This window comes from Desulfatiglans anilini DSM 4660 (assembly GCF_000422285.1).
GTDB lineage: Bacteria > Desulfobacterota > DSM-4660 > Desulfatiglandales > Desulfatiglandaceae > Desulfatiglans > Desulfatiglans anilini.
The window spans coordinates 71,692-90,166 of record NZ_AULM01000003.1 but is presented as its reverse complement, the minus strand read 5'-3'; the positions used below and the strand labels follow the sequence as shown (position 1 = coordinate 90,166).

Here is an 18,475-nt window from a genome sequence, read left to right as displayed (position 1 = left end):
TGTAGTGGTATAAGTCTTTAAAAAATAATCATTTCTAAGGCAATATCTCACTAACTGCAATCTCTGTAACGAGAATACTCAGAGATCTATTATCGGTAACATATGGCATTACGCCTTTATCATGAATTATAAAACTGATTTTGTGACGCCCTTCTTTAAATGGTATAGGATTAAACACGATTTTCTGATTCGTACCATCAAGGTCTTTCTGCTCGACAAATTGTTCTCCAATAAAAAGATTAAGTTTGCCCTTCACTCCATATAGAATAGAAATTTCGAAAACTAAATCGACATCTTGAAAAGCTTCAACAATTAAATTTCCCTTAGGCTTCATCCAACGTACAACATCGTTAGTATCTAATATTTCAGTTTTATACCAGCCATCAGCTAAAGTAACGTATGAAGAGCCATTCTTCACAAGAATACTGTCATCAAAATAGCATTTCTCAGCAAGTTGATTATAATTTATAACAATATCATTAATTTTCTTGGATTGAATGGGCATCACCCGCAGCGAATTTGGCGGTAGGGCTTCAGAAAAATCACATCTCTTAGTACGTCCGAAGTAATTGACCGTTTGAACACATATTCCGCTTCTATATTTGGGACGGCCATTTTTGCTGCCAGAAAGGGATTTGTAAGAAAATGCAATTTCATGAACGCCAGGAGTCAAATTAAAATCGGATATGCTAATCGATTCTTTTGATTCATTAGCAAATGATTTTTCATAAATTTTTTTGCCACAAAAAGTGGCAGTTAGAGTTCCACGAATTGGAACAAGACAGTCAAATTTTAATTGAATTTTATCATGAACAGTGGACGCTACTATTATGCTGAATTCGTTTTCAGTCCACCGATATGGTGTGTCTTTTCTCTCGAGGTGTAGCCAAGACCAACCATTTCCAAGTGTCACGAGAAAAGGTGCTGATTTAATAAGTTTATAATTTTCGTTGCCCCAGACAACGGATCCGGATGTGCAATGATTAATAATATCGCATCCATATCTAGGAACGATATTGTATTCGCGTAAATTGTCTGCTGAGTGCACACCCCAGAGCTTAAAATAGCGAGGCATAACTAAATGTTCAATGTTTATTTTCTCGCGTGAGAGCCAATATGAAGCCCACATAGCTGGAATATCAAATGGAATACAAGCCCCAATGGTCCTCTTAGGGGTAGTCGCATTTCCCTCCAGAACTTCAGATAGTCCGCCAATGTCGCCTGAAAGAGCGATATCATTAATAGTTGTGGTATTAAAAATCTTCTGGTTTTGTCTGCGTATGAAAAACCCATTATTGATAATCAAAATAACAGCCAAGACGATGTTGATAAATTGAAAAAATAAATTGAATTTATGTGAAAAATTTAGAGAAATTGGAAAAAACATAAATATAAAAGGACATGACAGAAGTAATGTCTTCTTAATTCCATAAGAATATCCTATGTAACGAAAATATTGCATACTTAAAAATGTGAAGCAGATGACAGACACAAGCATCAATATTCCGTAATGGTAATCGTGATCGCTTGCAGCAAATTTCGCATTAATATATAGTAAAAGGATGAAAACAAAGAGTAGAGAATAAATCAAAATGGGATTAGTAAGGTTCCATCCAGTAAGTAAAGTGGCAAGATCAGCAAAGACATTTTTGCCAATGACCACATCGCCACCATGAGAGATGCTTCCGCTAAGTATGCCAAGCCTATTGTAAAATACCTTAAAAAGGCGGCCGTATGCAGGTAAGTCTATTGCTACAGCTATAACGACTGTAGTAAGTATAAAAATAATATTTTTAAAATAGCATTGTTTATAAAGTGACAATTTGAAAAAAATTATTATTATATAACTGACGATAATGTAAGAAATTAGTGGTAAATATTCGGGATAGCAACTGACTATCAATGTAAACAATGAACTGCTGGCAAAAAGTATCACATAATTAAACTGATGATGGAAATTGCAAACTAAATAAATCATTGGTATTGCGAAGAGAAGCCCCGCGCTATTAGGATAGTATCCACCAAGAAATACCGACGTGTAACATGCTGCAGTACTTAATAGAATTCCTTTAATGATAGTTGTTATTGGAGCGGTTGAACCCATTGAGATTGGAATAGTCATAGCGATCAAAAATATGATAAAATAAATTGCGAATGCTGTTCCATGAAACACATAAAAAGGATCTGAAAAAAGAAGAGTGGAATTAAAGGCAAGAAGAAATTCTAAACCCATTCGTGTTCCATAGTATTTGTAAACATTTATTGCGTTATGGTAGCCGTTAATGAATGCATTTTGATTTTCTTGGTATGTCGTTAAGTCAGCAGCATAGGACGCGTTAGAGACATGGTAGAAGTTGTCAACGCTATGGGGGTATACGAAGTCTCCAGCCCCTAGGAAGAGAATGTTATGAAATATTACTAGTGTGAAGGTTGTTGCAAGTAGGAATATTACGGCTTTATGTTTCGACAGAGAGAAAGTCAACTTATAATTCTTGAATAAAATTACATATATGAAAATTGCGATTGAGAGTGCTAGGCATGCCCAAGATGAAACCTTGCACCCTATCCCAAAGTAGGAAAGATTTTCTGTAACTATTATAATTAATGCTGCACCGAGTACGGGTGAGAAAATAAAAGGAAAGTGATGTATATGTGGGAATTTTTTTTGTAGTGATATGGACAGGCCAATTCCCATAAAATACCATAAAATGTATATTGCAATAGCATAATGTAGGCTAAGTAGATACATTGTCTCACCAGCGGGAAAATTAGTTTGTTGAACAAAATGGAATATTTCATGCAATTATATATATTGAATGCATAACTACATACTGTTTAGCATATGTGCCTTGTCGTGTTGGTATTGAAAATGTGTAGAATATAACATAAAGTTTGAGAAGTGAAAAGTAGTTTATATTTGTTTTTTAAATATTTTCGAAATATCTATGTGTAAGTAGAAAAATGATTAGAGGTATCAGGAATGCGGCAATTTTCGCTGCATAAAATTGCGTGCAGGGAGTTTCTGCTGGGGATGCTTACTTCTAATAGAATGTCTTATAAGAGAGACACCTATTAGCTAATTGCTAATTTATGTTTTTGAAAGGTTGGTATTGCGATATTGATTTATGCGATTTAATCGATAAGTTTTTTTATTTTTAGGTTTTATGATAATAAGTCTATTGGATGACTCGCTGCGAGTTTGTATGTTGTGGAAAGTAAGCGAATGGTGAGTTAAATCATTTATGGTGTCGGTGGCGTTTGGATGGGTACGTTTGCATTAATTTTATGTTTAAATCAAGATTTGATTTGTTTCTGTTTATACTGTTTGGTTTTTAAGGGTAGATGAGGAGGAAGAGGGATTTGATGGGGACTGTTAAGAAAATCGTAAGCAAAGAGAGGCATATTTTTATATATAAATGTAGGAATTGGATGATAGATGCGGAAGTTGCCAATAAAATATTATATTTGTCTCAAGATCACTGAAAGGAATTCTTCGGAGCATGTTGTTAGTAAAAGGGGAGATCCCTTGAGGCTAAACAAAACGTAAAAGGAAAGAAGGCGGGCGCGGGGATGGAAAATTATGGAGTCTGGAAAGGGTTTCATGTGTGGATTTTGCGGTAAAGAAGAATCCCCAAGGCTACTCCTAAGACCTCCATGAGTGTCCATGAAAAGCGTAGGACCAAAGCCAGGATGAGGGCCTCGGGTCCGGGTAAGAAGGGGGCGAGGAGGGCGACCGTGGCGGTTTCACGGATACCCAAGCCTCCTGGGGTAAAGATGGAAAGGAAGCCTATGAGCCAGGCTGCGATGAGGGCGCAGGGAAGTGCAAAGGCCGAGGTGTCGAATTGCAATTCGAGGCTGGAGGCGAGGACGAGGCCTGAGAGGCCGTAGCTGAACCAACCAAGGGAATACAGGAGGGTGAGGCGTAGGGTAGGGATTCGAGCAAAGTCCGGGTCCAGAGGAGGACGCTTGAGAAGGCGTAGCGCCATGTTTAGTGAGTAAATGATTAAATTGGGACGGGCCGCCAGAAAGAGGAAGAGGAGAGTCGCCGATACGCATAAGAGAAGGACGACCGGACTTTCCCGCTTGAGGAAGAAGACGGCTGGCATGAGGGCAAAGGGCAAGGCCCCCATGACGGTGAAAGACTGCTCAAGCATGAAATAAGCGAGCGCATGCCCTCTGGTGACTCCATTTCGAAAGAGGAGTTCAGTTCGGGCCATCGGGAGAAACACTCTGCCGGGGATGTATTTGCCCAGGTTGGGGATGAGCCATATGGCTGCGGCTTTCCAAAAGGTGCATTGCAGCCGTCGCGTGGTGAGGAGGAAATGCCATCCAAGGACAAAAAAGGCAAATGTTCCCAAAAGGAGCAGAAAATGGACGGACGTTAGAAATGGATGCTGGAATAGTTTGAGGACAAGAGACCAGTCTGTTTGATCATGAAAGCGATAGAGGATCCAGGATAAGAGGGCAACGGTGGCGATATAACCTAAGAGATTGAGGAGTTTTTTGTTCATGTATGCGAAGGACGGGATACAGGGTAATTTTGCGATGCGATGACAATCGTGAACGGAAAGCTTGTAGTTGCGTGAAGAATCTTGAGATGCCTGCTGATGAAACGGATAAATCCTTTATGTGTCCATGTGTTGACATGTTCTGGGTGGTTGCCCAACCTCGAAACGTCTCTGCCGCGTAAGAAATTGAGCAGGCGAAACCATGGTTCCCAGGGTACGGTGAGAAGGAAATAGCGGCTCTCAAGTTGTTTCAGCTGCGTAAGACAGAAGGCAGGTGACGGAATGTGTTCCAGGACCTCAGAAGCAATGACTAAATCGGGACGAAAACTTGTTAGGGGATGAACAAGGATATTGCGGTGCAGGAACCTATATCCCGGATTGAGTTCGGAGGCGTAGGTTATGGCTTCTTTGCGTATATCCACGCCCAGAAAGGATTGGGGCTGAAAATACGCGGATCGTTTGCGCATTTCAGCAAGGAAATATCCCTCCCCGCAACCGAATTCCAAAACGCGATCGAACGAAATAAGCGATAGTTCAAAGGTAATTCGATCAAAAAACCTGTCCAAAAGAAACTTTTGAATAGGATTTTTATTGGTATATTTTTGCAGATTATTTCGTTTTACGTTCATTGTCCTGATTGGAGATGGATTGGATTACCTCTGATTACATACTGAGTATGCTTTCTGATCGAATTTGTCCGCCGGGAAAAGATATCAATTTGGAACTACAGGGTATCAATATATAAATCTGTTGTAAAAGCATATATAAGGAGAGAGGTATTGCGAGAATCGCAGATACGCCCTAGGAAGCATTGAGAATACGTTCTACTACGTCTGATGAAGAGTGCGATTGATGGCCGAACGTGATCATTTCACCAATCAAGCCGATGGAGATGCTTTGCACGCCAAGAATAAGCAACAGAACGCCAAGGTTCAAAAGAGGCCTTCCGCCTATGGGTTCTCCGGCTGCCCAAAGGAGCGTCAGATAGAGGCAGATAAACATGCCTGACATGAAAAGTGTTAGACCAAGGGCACCGAAGAAATGCATGGGGCGGCTCAGAAAACGGGTCAGAAATACGATGGTGATGAAATCGAAGAGGCCGTGAAAAAAACGCTCGAGGCCGTACTTCGAGCGGCCGTAGGGCCGTGCGTGATGTTCTACGGGGATTTCGGCCACTCTGAAGCCCATGGCGTGAGCGATGGCCGGGATATACCGGTGCAAATCACCGTAGAGTGTAAGCCGCTTCACCAGGACGGAGCGGTATGCCTTGAACCCGCAATTGTAATCGTGGAGGGCAAGACCCGAAAATTTCGAGATCATGAAATTAAACAGTTTGGACGGCAGGTTTTTGGATAGAACCGGGTCCTTGCGTTGTTCCTTCCATCCTGAGACGAGGTCATAGCCTTCGTCGAGCTTGACCAGAAATCGCGGGATCTCTTTCGGATCGTCCTGCAGGTCGGCATCCATCGTGAAGACCACTTCACCCCCCGCAATCCTGAAGCCTTCGTGCAGAGCGGTGGATTTGCCGAAATTGCGCCGGAATTTAATCCCTTTGACCCTTGGATTCTCTTCGCAAAGGGATTGGATAATCGAAAAAGAGCGGTCGTTGCTGCCGTCGTCTATGAAAACAATTTCCCACTCATGGCCCGTTTCCGAAATATGTTCAGAGATACGGGTGTATAGTTCACGGAGGCTCTTTTCCTCGTTGAAAACGGGGATGACAAATGAAATCATCATGGGAAGGTTTCGGGGCACCCAGCCAAAGGCACCCACAGGCTGACTCAGCCTTCGGATGCAGGTTTCGAAAACGGAATGCCGGCGCATTTAAAGGGCACCGGTGAGAGGAAAACGCGACACATGCCCGGGCACGGTTCACGGGCGGTTGAGACTTCACTGCTTCAAAATAGCGCTTTCTAGCACGTTTCCCAGGTTTTCGCAACAGCTTCCGCCGAGGGGGCATGGGAAGCTGTTTCCGAGAGGGGATTGCGCGGGCCCGTCGCATTGCGGGACCGGTGCTTCTCTCCGGCGAAATGCCTGCAAGATGGATCTTAGTCGTTGCCAAGCCGAGATTTTCCCCCTATAAATAGGGCGAATGTCGCGAAAGGATCGCTTTGTGGCTTGCCGTGAGGTTGAGCCTTGTTTTTTGGTGGAAATTGCATGTTGACCAGGTGGGCGAGGGATGATGAAAACAGCGATGATCACAGGGATTACCGGACAGGATGGGATGTACCTGGCGGAGTTTCTGCTGCAGAAGGGGTATACGGTCCATGGATTGAAAAGACGTTCGTCTTCTTTCAACACGCGCAGGATAGACCATCTTTACCGTGACCTGCATGAAGAGGGGGTCCGCTTTTTTATGCATCACGGCGATCTGACGGATGCGACGAACCTCATCCGCATCATCCAGGAGGTTCAGCCCGACGAGATATACAACCTTGCGGCCCAGAGCCATGTCCAGGTTTCATTCGAGACCCCCGAGTATACGGCCAACGGGGACGCGCTCGGGACGCTGAGGCTGCTGGAGGCCATCCGAATCCTCGATCTGTGTGAGAAAACGCGCTTCTATCAGGCGTCCACCAGCGAGCTGTATGGCAAGGTGCAGGAGACTCCTCAAAGCGAAAAGACACCTTTCTATCCCCGCAGCCCTTATGCCGTGGCGAAGCTTTACGCGTACTGGATTACCGTGAACTACAGGGAGGCCTATGGCATGTTCGCCTGCAACGGCATCCTTTTCAATCACGAGTCTCCTGTGCGGGGCGAAACCTTCGTGACGCGGAAGATCACCCGTGCGGTGGCGCGGATCAAGCTCGGGCTCCAGGAGCAGTTTTACCTGGGCAATCTCGATGCCCGGAGGGATTGGGGCTACGCGGGCGACTACGTCCGGGCCATGTGGCTGATCCTGCAGCAGGAAAAGCCGGATGACTACGTGATCGCGACGGGTGAAAACCACTCGGTGAGGGAGTTCGTCGAGTGCGCCTTCCGAGAGGTCGGCATGGATCTGGTGTGGGAAGGAAGCGGTATAGACGAGGTCGGCATCGAAAAAGCGACCGGCAAGGTCCGGGTGAGGATCGATGCCCGTTATTTCAGGCCTACCGAAGTCGATACGCTGCTCGGCAATGCAGCCAAGGCGCGCGAAGAACTGGGGTGGGCGCCCAGGATGCCCTTTGACGAACTTGTGAAGGTCATGGTGCGGGAAGATCTCAAGGAGGCCCAGAGGGATCAACTGTGCGGAAGCGCAGGATTCCGAACCTACAATCGTTTCGAATAAGCCGTCTCCATCAGGAAATGGTCTTTTTTGCCAATCCCGACGTCAATCTGCGTTTTTCCCTGTGTGGCTGCGACCCGGAGGTCGCCGCCACACAAGCGCCTGATCTCCTCTATACCGGCTGAAAATCATCCTGTGTGGATTGGGGGCCTGGTCGTTCCGGAGAGTACAGGCCTTTCCCGGAGGCCTTGGGGTCGTGGAGTTCATGCTTTATGGAGCAGGCTTGCCGCGTGGCATGGTTCCCCCATAACGGTTTTGCGGCTGCGGGATGATGCTGTGGGTTTCATATGTGAGAGATTTTGCTGAGAACGTTGACTGAACCAGAAGAAGCGGATGCTTGATGAAACATGAGTTTATCTTCCCCTGATACCTTAGAGAAGGCTGCCGTTGATGTGGTGATCGTCAACTACAAGAGCACCGATCTCCTGAGTCAGTGCCTGGATTCTATCCAGACGGTAAGTGGAGATCTGAGATGCAAGGTATTTGTGGAAGACAACAGCGAAGACGATGACATCGATCGAATCGCCGAGAAATTTCCGGCAGCCAGCATTGAAAAAAACAGAAGAAACATCGGGTTTGCGAAGGGGGTCAACAAAGGGTTGGCCTTGTGCACGGCGCCCTACGTCCTGGTTTTGAACCCGGATACGGTTGTGCATCCGGGTTTTTTTGAAACGATGCTGCATTATATGGAGAGGCATCCCGACATTGGGATCCTGGGCCCGAGGATCCTCGATCATGATGGATCCGTTCAGGGCTCGGCACGCGGTTTTCCTACCCCGTTGACGGCGTTTTTCGGGCGCCGCTCCGTTTTTTCAAGGCTTTTTCCCAACAATCGGATTACACGCGAAAATGTTCGGACGATGGATTGCGACGGTCAAACGCCCATGGAGGTGGACTGGGTCTCCGGTGCCTGCATGGTCGTGAGACGGTCGGCCTTCAAGACAGTCGGGTATCTCGATGAGCGTTTTTTTATGTACTGGGAGGATACCGACTGGTGCAGGCGGATGTGGGCGAACGGGTGGAGGGTCGTTTATCTGCCATCGGCCTCCATCACCCATTTTGTGGGGGGGAGCAGCGAAAGGAATGTTTTCGGTTCGGTGCTCGCCTTTCATCAAAGCAGCTACAAACTCTTTGCGAAGTACTTGAGCCCTTCGCAGGCATTCTTCAAACCGCTCGTGTTTATCGGCATCATCATACGATGTCTGTTTGTCTGCACTTTTCAGGCGTTGAGCAGAGGAGGGCGGCTTCTCAGGAGAAAAGGAAACGCATGGGGATCGAAACGGGGTGGCGGGCTGCAGGATGGAAAGATCCGAATCGTGCGGTTTATCGCGCGTCTGAATATCGGCGGCCCGGCGATCCATGTCCACCTGTTGACCCGCGACCTCGATCGGGCACGTTTTGCGACAACGCTGATCACCGGGAAGATATCGCGTCAAGAAGGGGACATGGGGTACCTTTTTGTGGATTTGCCCGAAAAGGTGGTTTTCATTCCTGAACTGCAGCGCGAAATCAGCCCTCTCATGGACATTCTTGCTTTCCGCAGCGTGCTGAAGGTCCTGCACCTGAGAAAACCGCACATCGTCGACACCCACACCGCCAAGGCAGGGACCACGGCGCGACTCGCAGCGATTTTTTACAACCTATTCAGCCGGAGAAAAATCCGGATGGTTCATACCTTCCACGGCCATGTTTTCGAAGGGTACTTCAGCAGGGTGCTTTCCGGTTTGTATGTCTGGATCGAGCGGTTGCTCGCTCTGCGAACGGATGTCATCATAGCGATCAGCCCCTCACAGAAGAAGGATCTGGCGTATAAGTTCCGCATAGCGTCCGCTGAAAAGATCAAGAGCGTCCCCCTCGGTTTCGACCTGACGCCATTTCTCCGGAGCGGCGAACGGAAAGGCCGGTTCAAGCGCGGCCTCGGATTTTCAGAGGACACAGCCCTTGTCGGCATCATTGGACGCTTGGTGCCGATCAAGAATCACCGCCTGTTTCTGGAGGCGGCCAATCGCTGCATCAAAGAAAAAGGGATGGATCATCTGAGATTCGCTGTCATCGGCGATGGCGAGATGCGCATCGGTCTCGAAACCTATTGCAGAGAACTGGGAATCACCCCCTATGTCCGTTTTACGGGATGGCTCAGGGACTTGACCGAGGTCTATGCCGATCTTGACGTTCTGGCGCTGACCTCGGATAATGAGGGCACCCCGGTTTCCATGATCGAAGCCATGGCTGCATCGGTCCCTGTCATCGCCACGGATGCCGGCGGTGTCGTCGATTTGCTGGGAAAGCCTGTCAGGAGCATCCCAAACCGCGGATTTACCTTGTGTGAGCGGGGGGTTCTGTGTGCGAAAGGGGACTCGAGGGGTTTCAGCAACGGCTTGACGTATTTGCTTCACAATGAGGACCATACGCGGGAAGCATTCGCCCGCGCGGCCAGATCCTTTGTAATACGCCGGTTTTCAGAGGAAAGGCTCTTGCGCGATATGGAAGAGCTTTATCAGGGCCTGGTGGAGCGTCCGTCCCATTGATGCCGCCGGCTGGTTTCTGAAAGGGATTCGGGTTCCGTGTTCTCGAACCGCAGGAGGCGTTCCGCCTCGGCGCCGGGGCTCTTTCGAGAGGGGCGAGGCGTTCGGTGATGACGGGGATTTTCCGCCTAAGGGATGCAGATCGAGAACGGGTGCAGCGGCGGCACTCGAGTTGATGCACAGTCAATCCTCCAAATCGGCAAAGGTGCATGAACAAGATACTCGACCGCTATCTGGCCAACGAAATGTGGCCGCCCTTTTTTTCCAGCCTGGTCGTGGCGGTATTCATCATCATTGCGACCGAACTTCTCCCCATAACGGATCTGATCGTCGGGCAGGGGGTGAAACTCAGCCTGGTCCTCTGGATGATCGCCTACCTGCTGCCGGATATCCTGACGTTCTCGATGCCGGCGGCTGCCCTCATGTCCACGATCGTCGCGTTTCTGAGGCTGTCTTCCGACAGTGAAATCATTGCCATGCGGGCTTCTGGGATCGGCCTGAAGCAGATGTTGCCGCCCGTGCTTTTTCTCTGTTCGGCCGGGATGCTTGCCACCCTGTTGATAACGGTGTTCGCTGTCCCCTGGGGGAACAGCTCTTTCAAAGACACCCTTTTCGAGTTGGCTCAGACGAAGGCGGCTACGGCGATCAGATCGAACGTCTTTTCAGAGCCTTTTCCAAACGTCACCTTTTACGTGAACCGGTTTTCCAGGGCTACAGGGGTGATGGAGGAGGTCTTCGTCGTCGATCGCAGAGATCCGAGGTCCATCAACACCATTGTGGCCAATGAGGGAAAAATCAGCTATCTTCGCGAGAAGCAGATGGTCATGATCCATTTTTCTAAAGGGTCCATCCTGGTTGTCGAAAAAGACATGAGCACTGCAAGGACGATCAAGTTCGAGGCGTATGACCTGAGTGTCGGATTGCAGGACATGATAAGGGCGTGGAGGATGAGAGAAAAAGCACCCAAAGAGCTTTCGGTTCAAGAGTTGGCAATGCAGATCGAGGAAACCAAAGAGGGTGTAAGGCACAACGAGATGGTCGTTGAATTGATGGAAAAAATTACAGTGCCTATAGCTGTGTTTCTTATGGGATTGGTCGGTTTTCCTTTGGGCGCGCAACTTCAGAGCAGAGGAAGATCTATGGGCATCGGAGTGGGTCTGGTGGTTTTCATGGTTTACTATTTATGTCTTGCCGGTGTCCGGAGCCTTTCGGAAAGCGCGACCGTGCCGCCGATGTTTGCCGTCTGGATCCCCAATACCTTTCTTCTCGCATCCTTTATTTATCTTTTTAGAAGAGTGTCAAGAGAGAAGCATTTGCACCTGAATCTGCATCGTTTTTTCAGGGATCTTCAAAAGAAATAATCGATGAGCATCCTACAGCGATATATCATTAAAGAGTTCGCTTACATCTTTTGCTTGTGCCTGATCGGTTTCACAAGTATTTTTTTGATCATTGATTTCATCGGAAAAATCGATAATTTTCTTGAGGTGCATGCAGGATTTTCAGATGTTGTGAAGTATTTCCTGTATAAGCTACCGTTTCTCGCTGTACAGATGACGCCGGCTGCAACGCTTATTTCCGTAGTCATTTTGTTTTCTATTTTGAGAAAGAATAATGAAATGACTGCTTTGAAGGCCAGTGGAATAAGTGTTTTTCAAAGCAGTTTTCCTCTTCTGATAGCCGCCTTGATCCTATCCTGCTGCGTTTTGGCTTTCTCCGAAACGGTGATACCTATTACAAGCAGTAAAAGCGAAGCGATATGGAATACTGTTGTGAAAAGAGTTGATAGTGAGCGTTCACTTTACAGAAATCATGTGTGGCATCGTGGGACAGACAGGATATGTTATATCCATCGATTTGATGGCAAAAAAAACGAAATGGATCAACCCATATTGTATATATTTGATGAATCGTTTGTGATTACCAAGGAAATTCATGCTGAAAAGGCCATGTGGAAAAATGGCGAATGGGTTGGCCTGAAGGGCATAGAACTGACAAGAAATGAAAACGGATCTTACGATATGGTTCGTTTCAAAGCAATCAATATGCCCATAGAACAGTTGCCTGAAGCGTTTCTGGTTCCAGTGAAAGAGCCGGAGGAAATGACCTATGGTCAGCTCAAACGATTTGCCGAGCAGATCGAAGCGGATGGTTATGACGCCAACGAGTACCTGGTCAATCTTTATCTCAAGGTTGCCTTTCCTTTTATCAATTTCCTGATGATCCTGTGGGGGATCCCGATTGCACTCAGTCTTCCCAAAGGCGGGGCGCCCGCTGCCGTTTCGGTGGGGATAGGGGTCTGTTTTATCTACATCGTCGCCCTCGGCGTCATGCGATCGCTCGGTCTGACCGGTCTGCTGCCACCGTGGCTTGCCGTCTGGTCGGCCAATATCGGCTTCGGCTTCGGTGGGTGCTATGTGCTTATGAGGGTTCGCACATGATCGAGGTTTCATAGAGTGATAGCGTTTATCAGGGAAGGCATGATATCGCTCGAGTATCCCCTGTCGCTCGGTCTTGCGTTTGGTTTGGCCGTTTTCCTGACTCCGCTCGTCAGATGGTTCGCCGTCAGGCATGGATACGTGGCGATTCCACGGGAGAATCGCTGGCATCGCCGGAAGACGGCGCTCCTCGGGGGATGTGCGATTTTTGTGGCCTTGAATGGCGCATGGTCGATGATGGTCTGCCAGCTTGGGTGGCGGGAATTCGGGGCGCCGATTCTGCCGGTGGTGATTTGCGGGGCGGCCATGTTCGGGCTTGGGCTCGCTGACGACCTTCGAGCAATGGCCCCGCAGCACAAACTGGCCGGACAGTTGATCATCACCTCCGCGCTGGTTTACTTCGGATTTCGACTGGGCTGGACGCAATTCGACACGCTGAACCTCTTTCTGACGATTCTCTGGGTGGTAGGGATTACGAATGCATTCAACCTCCTCGACAACATGGATGGCCTGGCCGCCGGCATTGCCTTTCTGGGGGCGGCGTTTCTGGCTCTTTGGCTCTTTCTGGCGCAGCCTTTTGTCCTGAGGGAGCAGACGCTGCTTCTGAGCCTTTGTTACGCCGGCGCCGTCCTCGGTTTCCTGATCTACAACTTCAATCCCGCCAAGATCTTTATGGGCGATGCCGGGAGCCTCTATATCGGCTTCCTGCTGGCATGTTTGACGGTTTCAGGCGGTTCGGCGAGGGCTGCGGAACACGGATTTGTTCATTTGGTGTCCGTGATCGGCGTGCCGGTGATGATCCTGTTCGTGCCGATCCTGGATACGGCCTTTGTGAGCCTGATGCGGAAGCTGTTCCACCGCAGGATCTCCCAGGGGGGAAAGGATCATTCCTCCCACCGCATGGTGGCTATCGGTCTGAGCGAGCGGAAAGCCGTGCTGGTGCTTTACGCATTCGCCGCGGTTTCCGGAGGGCTTGCCCTGGCCATCCACTATGTGGGGTTGGGGCCGGGGATCCTGCTGATCGGTTTGTACCTGCTTCTGGTCGTATTTTTTTGGATCTACCTTGGGAAGGTCAAGGTATATCCCGAGCGGTCGATCCTGGCGGACGTCGAATCAACGAGGCTCACTCCGATATTGGTGAATTTTACCTACCGTAAGGGTATCCTGGCAGTGCTGCTGGATGCGGGGATGATTACCATCGCTTATTACAGCGCCTATCTGTTGCGTTTCGAAGGGCAAGTCGGGGCGAATTTCGATATTTTTCTGAAGTCGCTTCCGATCCTCCTGTCTGCCCAGGTAGCATCCTTTTTTCTGTTCGGTGTATATCAATCCGTCTGGGAGACTGTGGGGCTTAGCGATCTGATCGTTCTTATTAAAGCAATTACGCTCGGATGCGTCGCGACCATGCTTTTCCTATTGTTTGTCTATCGATTCGAAAGTGTTTCACGAGCTGTTTTTGTGATCTATTGGGTTATAATATTTATTATGATTTCTCTTTCACGGCTATCATCCCGTATTTTGGATGAAGTGGTAAAGAAAAGCAAAAAGAACGGTGATCCTGTTTTAATATATGGTGCGGGTGTCGGTGGACAGATGGTTATAAAAGAGATTGAATCCAATTCCGAAATGAATCTGTCGATCGTTGGATTCATCGATGATAATAAAGTTTTGAAAGGCAAACGTATCAAAGGGTATAAAGTAATTGGAACCATAGAAGATTTTGAGTCTATTTTAGCGAAACATAATATTAAAGAAATGATCATTGCTTTTAAAGACATCGATTCGGAGAAACGGAAAGCAATCGGCGATACTTGTGAAAGGTTGAAATCAAATGTCAATATACGGCAGATGAAGTTGATCATAGATTGAATGCCGATTCTTCAGAGGCCCTCGATGTCTTTATTTGCATGCCGGAACCGTGTGCTTCCTTGACATATGCTTTATATTTCGCTATATTCCCGCTATCGGCAACGGGTTTGAGGCCAATCTCGAGAGCAGGCTTCGGCAGGGGAAAATGACCCGGTGAGGTCCCGTTTCTGATTCGTCCCAAGATTCAACACAATCCTATTCTCCTGAACAATTAGATCCTGTTTTTTGCGTGCGGGGTGTCGCTTGGTCCCGGTGGGCCCGGCTTCGCCGCGTCGGCGATACGTGAGTTCATGGCCGGTGGCTTGCCTTCGGGACGTCAAGCGGTCTGCTCTCCTTTCTGATATGGAGATCGGATCGTCTGCCGGTGGTGACAAGGAGAGGCGGGAATTTGAAAGACCCTTTGGAAAATGGTGTGATTGCCGTCATTGGGATGCATCGCAGCGGCACCTCGATGATCGCAGGGTTGCTGCATGCGTGCGGCCTGTTCCTCGGCCCCGAAGACAGGCTGTTGCCGCCGCATGAAACGAACCGGATGGGCTTTTTCGAGCATGAGGATTTCGTGAATATCAACGAACGGATCCTGGCTCATTTCGGTGGTTCCTGGCATGCACCGCCGCCTCTCGAAGGGCGGTGGTATGCGGATCCGGCTCTGGCTTCTCTGGCTGAAGAGGCGCGAGCCCTCATCGCCTCCTTCCCGGTGAATGCATTGTGGGGTTTCAAGGATCCCAGGACGACGATCCTTGTGCCTTTTTGGCGCCGTCTCATTCCAGGTCTGCGGTTTGTCGTCTGCATGCGCGACCCCCTGGAAGTGGGGAGATCCCTGCTTCAACGCGATGATATTCCGGTGCAGCGCGGTGCATGGCTGTGGGAGCATTATGTCACGGCGGCCCTCCGTGGCACGGAAGGCGCGCCGCGTTGCATCGTCTATTTCGATGAATTCTTCAAGATCCCAACCTCCGCTGCCAGGCGGATAGTCGAGTTCTGCCGTCTCGCGTGGCCGGAGGATGCCAAATGGGTCGAGAAGACCATCCGTTCGGATTTGCATCACCAGCAGGTTGGACTGCAGGAGTTTTTCGAAGAGGATGACCTGCCTGCGAGGGTCAAGATCATCTATCTGATGACGCGGGCCGTCTGCAGAGACGGCTATGCAGCGGGGGATGCCGGCGAGGATGATGTGAAAACGGGCCGATTGTCCGCACTCGTTGACTTTGTGCGGCAGATGGGTGAAGAAAACGCGCTACTGCGCACTGAGCGACGGCTGGGTGAGATGATGACGGCCCTGGCAGAGAATGAGCGCGCCTTGGCGGGATCCGTTTCCAAGGTTTCTGCCCTTGAGGAGATAATCTCTCAGAAAGATATGTTTACAGATGACATCAAAAAATTAAACGGGAAACTCCTGGAGGATAAGGAGCGGCAGGTTATTGCGGCCAATGATGCGTTGTCGCGAAAGCAGATCGAATTGGAAGAACTGGCCTCGAGGCACAACCGCATTTTGAGTGAAAATGAGCAGCAGTTGGCGCGAATCAAAAAGGAATATGAAGATATTTTTGCGGATAGAGACAGGCAATTGTCCGAATCGCGGGAGGTCTTGAAGGAAAAGGAAGCTCGGTTTAACGCGTTTGAGAAAGAATCCCGGGATCTGATCTTGAAGAAAGATGCCGAGATTCGGGATAAGACCGCCGCCCTGAACGATTCATATAAGAACGAAGAAAACTTGAAGGTTGAAATCGATAATTTAATTAAGCAAATAGAAAATAAGGAACAAGTTATCAAAAGTCTCATGGAGGAATCAAAAAATCATTTTCTGCGTGTTTCAGAACTCGAAAACAGCGTTCTGGAGAGAGAAAATGAAATAAAAGAAGCAGAACAGGCGATTTCCTTGAAAACCCAGTTGCTGGTCAAGCAGAATAAAGCGATTTTTGCATTATCCGAAAGAACAAGAAATCAGGAAACGGTTTTGAGGATAAAAGATCAGTACTGTAGGAACATCGAAAAGGAAATCCGCGTAAAGATAGAGGTTATTAGAAACCTTGAAAATGTGATTCAGGAAAAAGAGACACAACACTTTGATGATAACGACAGGTTAGTGTCTGCGGGACGGGAAATCGCCGAGTCCAGGGTAAAAGAACGGTCTTTTGAAACGCAAATAGAAAATCTGAATCGATTGATCCGCCTCATGGAAGCGGATGTCGATGAGAAAAGCCGAAAAATAACCGAACTCGAAACCCTTTTGACTGAGCACGCCGAAACACTGCGGAATATTTTCGACTCCCAGTCGTGGAAGGCGGTTCGCTTCTATGGAAAAATCAAGGGGTTTTTCCTTTCCTGAGGTTCCCGGAAGATACCGTCTTAATCGGGGCGGACAGAGGTGATGCGCAGGGTTGAGTATGCCGCTTGGACGGGAATTCCTCTTTAATGTTTATACGGACCTTTCGAAACCCCTGCATGTCGGCAAGGGCAATGTGCTCTATGTCCAGGGCTGGTGCTATCACACGGAGGAACACATCCGCAGTCTGACGGTGATCTTCGACGGCGCGGCGCATCCGGTCAGGAACTTCGGTCTAGCCAGGTTGGATGTCTTCCGTGCGCAATTCGGCATTGCCGACATGCGGGGGCACAGCCTGAACAGCGGGTTTTGGGTGATGATACCCCTGCAGGCGGAGGTCGCCCGGAGAACCGCTGGGCTGAAGCTGAGCGCAGTGCTGGCGGATGGAACGGTCTGCGAGGTGGATGGGGGGCAGGTTCGCCTCGAGCCGGACTTGACAATGGAGCCTGTAGCGGTGCGGGCAGATGCCGCCGAGCCCCTGGTGGCCATCTGTATGGCGACCTACAACCCGCCGGTCGGCTTTTTGAGGCGGCAGATCGAGTCCATTAAAAGACAGACCTACCGGAACTGGGTGTGTATCGTGAACGACGATTGCTCCAGTCCGGAATGTCTTTCCTCGATAGCAGACTGCATCGGCGATGATCCGAGGTTCCTCCTTTTTTCCAATGAATGGAATCTTGGTTATTACCATAATTTCGAGCGGATTTTGACGCGGGTCCCGCAGGAGGCCGCTTATGTCGCCCTTGCGGATCAGGACGACCGGTGGCACGAATCCAAGATCGAGAGGCTGCTGGATGAATTCGACGATTCGACGACCCTTGTATATTCCGATATGAATATCGTCGACGGCCGGGGTAATCTGATTTCGGACACCTATTGGACGACGAGAAAAAACAATTTTTCCCGGCTCGATTTGCTGCTTCTGGCCAATACAGTGACGGGGGCGGCATCGATGTTCCGGCGGGATCTGATCCCTTGCCTGCTGCCCTTTCCTGAAAAGATCGACGATATCTATCACGACCATTTTATCGCCTGTGTCGCTTTGAGCTGTGGCTGCATACGTTATGTGGACGAACCGCTTTATGATTATTTCCAGCATGGTGAAAACGTCATAGGTCATTATGTGAAAACGGGTAAAAAATCACCGTACGTTCGTATCTCACTGATTGATAAGATAAAGTCCATCAAGCAGACCTTGTGTGCGCTGCCTGCAGCTTTGAAGGGGGTTTTTTTCTATTATCAATCTCAATATTATAATAACTTCATAAGAAGAATCATTTTTAGCATTATTATAAAAGAGCGATGTGTTGATATAGATAATAAAAATAAACGCATTCTCGATGGTTTTATCTCGACGGAATCGTCCTGTTGGTATCTCGTTTATCAGGTTGTCCGAAATCGGTTGATGCGGCGCGGTCCGATTACGATGCATTTGGATGGCATTTTGTTGAAGAGTGTCCTGTCCGTCAAATTACTCAAATACTACTACAGGGTTCGCAGATGGTTCATCCCGACTGGTCCTGTTTCCGGTTAGCCTGGGCGCA

General features: G+C 48.5%; 11 protein-coding genes. 7 read left to right on the top strand and 4 right to left on the bottom strand.

Annotated elements, in window-relative coordinates:
* Positions 1-34 precede the first annotated feature (34 nt).
* The 4 genes from H567_RS28385 to H567_RS0104260 form a co-directional block, all read right to left on the bottom strand.
* Entirely contained in the window at positions 35-2,233 is a 2,199-nt protein-coding gene (locus H567_RS28385) for a hypothetical protein (protein ID WP_153306048.1), read from the bottom strand.
* Between the two features lie 1,366 nt (positions 2,234-3,599).
* Positions 3,600-4,511: a lysylphosphatidylglycerol synthase domain-containing protein gene (locus H567_RS0104270; protein ID WP_028320452.1), complete on the bottom strand. Its 912-nt coding sequence runs from the start codon at positions 4,509-4,511 to the stop codon at positions 3,600-3,602.
* Positions 4,508-5,137, bottom strand: coding sequence for a class I SAM-dependent methyltransferase (locus H567_RS27725; protein ID WP_084516870.1), 630 nt, complete (start codon positions 5,135-5,137; stop codon positions 4,508-4,510). The genes H567_RS0104270 and H567_RS27725 overlap by 4 nt, the downstream gene beginning before the upstream one ends.
* A gap of 172 nt (positions 5,138-5,309) precedes the next feature.
* A complete protein-coding gene (locus H567_RS0104260) occupies positions 5,310-6,245 on the bottom strand; it encodes a glycosyltransferase family 2 protein (RefSeq protein WP_028320450.1) in 936 nt (311 codons plus the stop codon).
* Positions 6,246-6,687: 442 nt separating this feature from the next.
* Between H567_RS0104260 and gmd the strand changes: the two genes are divergently transcribed.
* The 7 genes from gmd (at position 6,688) to H567_RS26905 (ending at position 18,465) form a co-directional block, all read left to right on the top strand.
* Positions 6,688-7,776 (top strand): GDP-mannose 4,6-dehydratase, encoded by a 1,089-nt coding sequence (gene gmd / locus H567_RS0104255; RefSeq protein WP_028320449.1) that lies wholly within the window; start codon positions 6,688-6,690, stop codon positions 7,774-7,776.
* 344 nt (positions 7,777-8,120) lie between these two features.
* Positions 8,121-10,301 (top strand): glycosyltransferase, encoded by a 2,181-nt coding sequence (locus H567_RS0104250; RefSeq protein ID WP_084516869.1) that lies wholly within the window; start codon positions 8,121-8,123, stop codon positions 10,299-10,301.
* A 206-nt stretch (positions 10,302-10,507) separates the two neighbouring features.
* Entirely contained in the window at positions 10,508-11,659 is a 1,152-nt protein-coding gene (lptF, locus tag H567_RS0104245) for an LPS export ABC transporter permease LptF (RefSeq protein ID WP_028320447.1), read from the top strand.
* A 3-nt stretch (positions 11,660-11,662) separates the two neighbouring features.
* The gene (lptG, locus tag H567_RS0104240; protein ID WP_028320446.1) at positions 11,663-12,739 is read left to right on the top strand and encodes an LPS export ABC transporter permease LptG; all 1,077 of its coding nucleotides are present in this window, start codon (positions 11,663-11,665) and stop codon (positions 12,737-12,739) included.
* 39 nt (positions 12,740-12,778) lie between these two features.
* Positions 12,779-14,605 carry a PglD-related sugar-binding protein gene (locus H567_RS0104235; protein WP_028320445.1) on the top strand — a complete coding sequence of 609 codons (1,827 nt, stop codon included), beginning with the start codon at positions 12,779-12,781 and terminating at the stop codon, positions 14,603-14,605.
* 388 nt (positions 14,606-14,993) lie between these two features.
* On the top strand, positions 14,994-16,934 hold the full coding sequence (locus H567_RS26910) for a sulfotransferase (protein ID WP_028320444.1): 1,941 nt from the start codon (positions 14,994-14,996) through the stop codon (positions 16,932-16,934).
* Positions 16,935-16,992: 58 nt separating this feature from the next.
* Positions 16,993-18,465, top strand: a complete 1,473-nt coding sequence (locus tag H567_RS26905) for a glycosyltransferase (RefSeq protein ID WP_051184476.1) — start codon at positions 16,993-16,995, stop codon at positions 18,463-18,465.
* The last annotated feature ends 10 nt before the right edge of the window (positions 18,466-18,475 follow it).

Coding starts and splice junctions, on each gene's coding strand:
- H567_RS26905 (WP_051184476.1), top strand. CDS start 16,993: ATGCCGCTTGGACGGGAATTCCTCTTTAATGTTTATACGGACCTTTCG.
- H567_RS28385 (WP_153306048.1), bottom strand. CDS start 2,233: ATGGGTTTAGAATTTCTTCTTGCCTTTAATTCCACTCTTCTTTTTTCA.
- H567_RS0104250 (WP_084516869.1), top strand. CDS start 8,121: ATGAGTTTATCTTCCCCTGATACCTTAGAGAAGGCTGCCGTTGATGTG.
- lptG (WP_028320446.1), top strand. CDS start 11,663: ATGAGCATCCTACAGCGATATATCATTAAAGAGTTCGCTTACATCTTT.
- gmd (WP_028320449.1), top strand. CDS start 6,688: ATGATGAAAACAGCGATGATCACAGGGATTACCGGACAGGATGGGATG.
- lptF (WP_028320447.1), top strand. CDS start 10,508: ATGAACAAGATACTCGACCGCTATCTGGCCAACGAAATGTGGCCGCCC.
- H567_RS0104235 (WP_028320445.1), top strand. CDS start 12,779: ATGATATCGCTCGAGTATCCCCTGTCGCTCGGTCTTGCGTTTGGTTTG.
- H567_RS0104270 (WP_028320452.1), bottom strand. CDS start 4,511: ATGAACAAAAAACTCCTCAATCTCTTAGGTTATATCGCCACCGTTGCC.
- H567_RS27725 (WP_084516870.1), bottom strand. CDS start 5,137: ATGAACGTAAAACGAAATAATCTGCAAAAATATACCAATAAAAATCCT.
- H567_RS0104260 (WP_028320450.1), bottom strand. CDS start 6,245: ATGATGATTTCATTTGTCATCCCCGTTTTCAACGAGGAAAAGAGCCTC.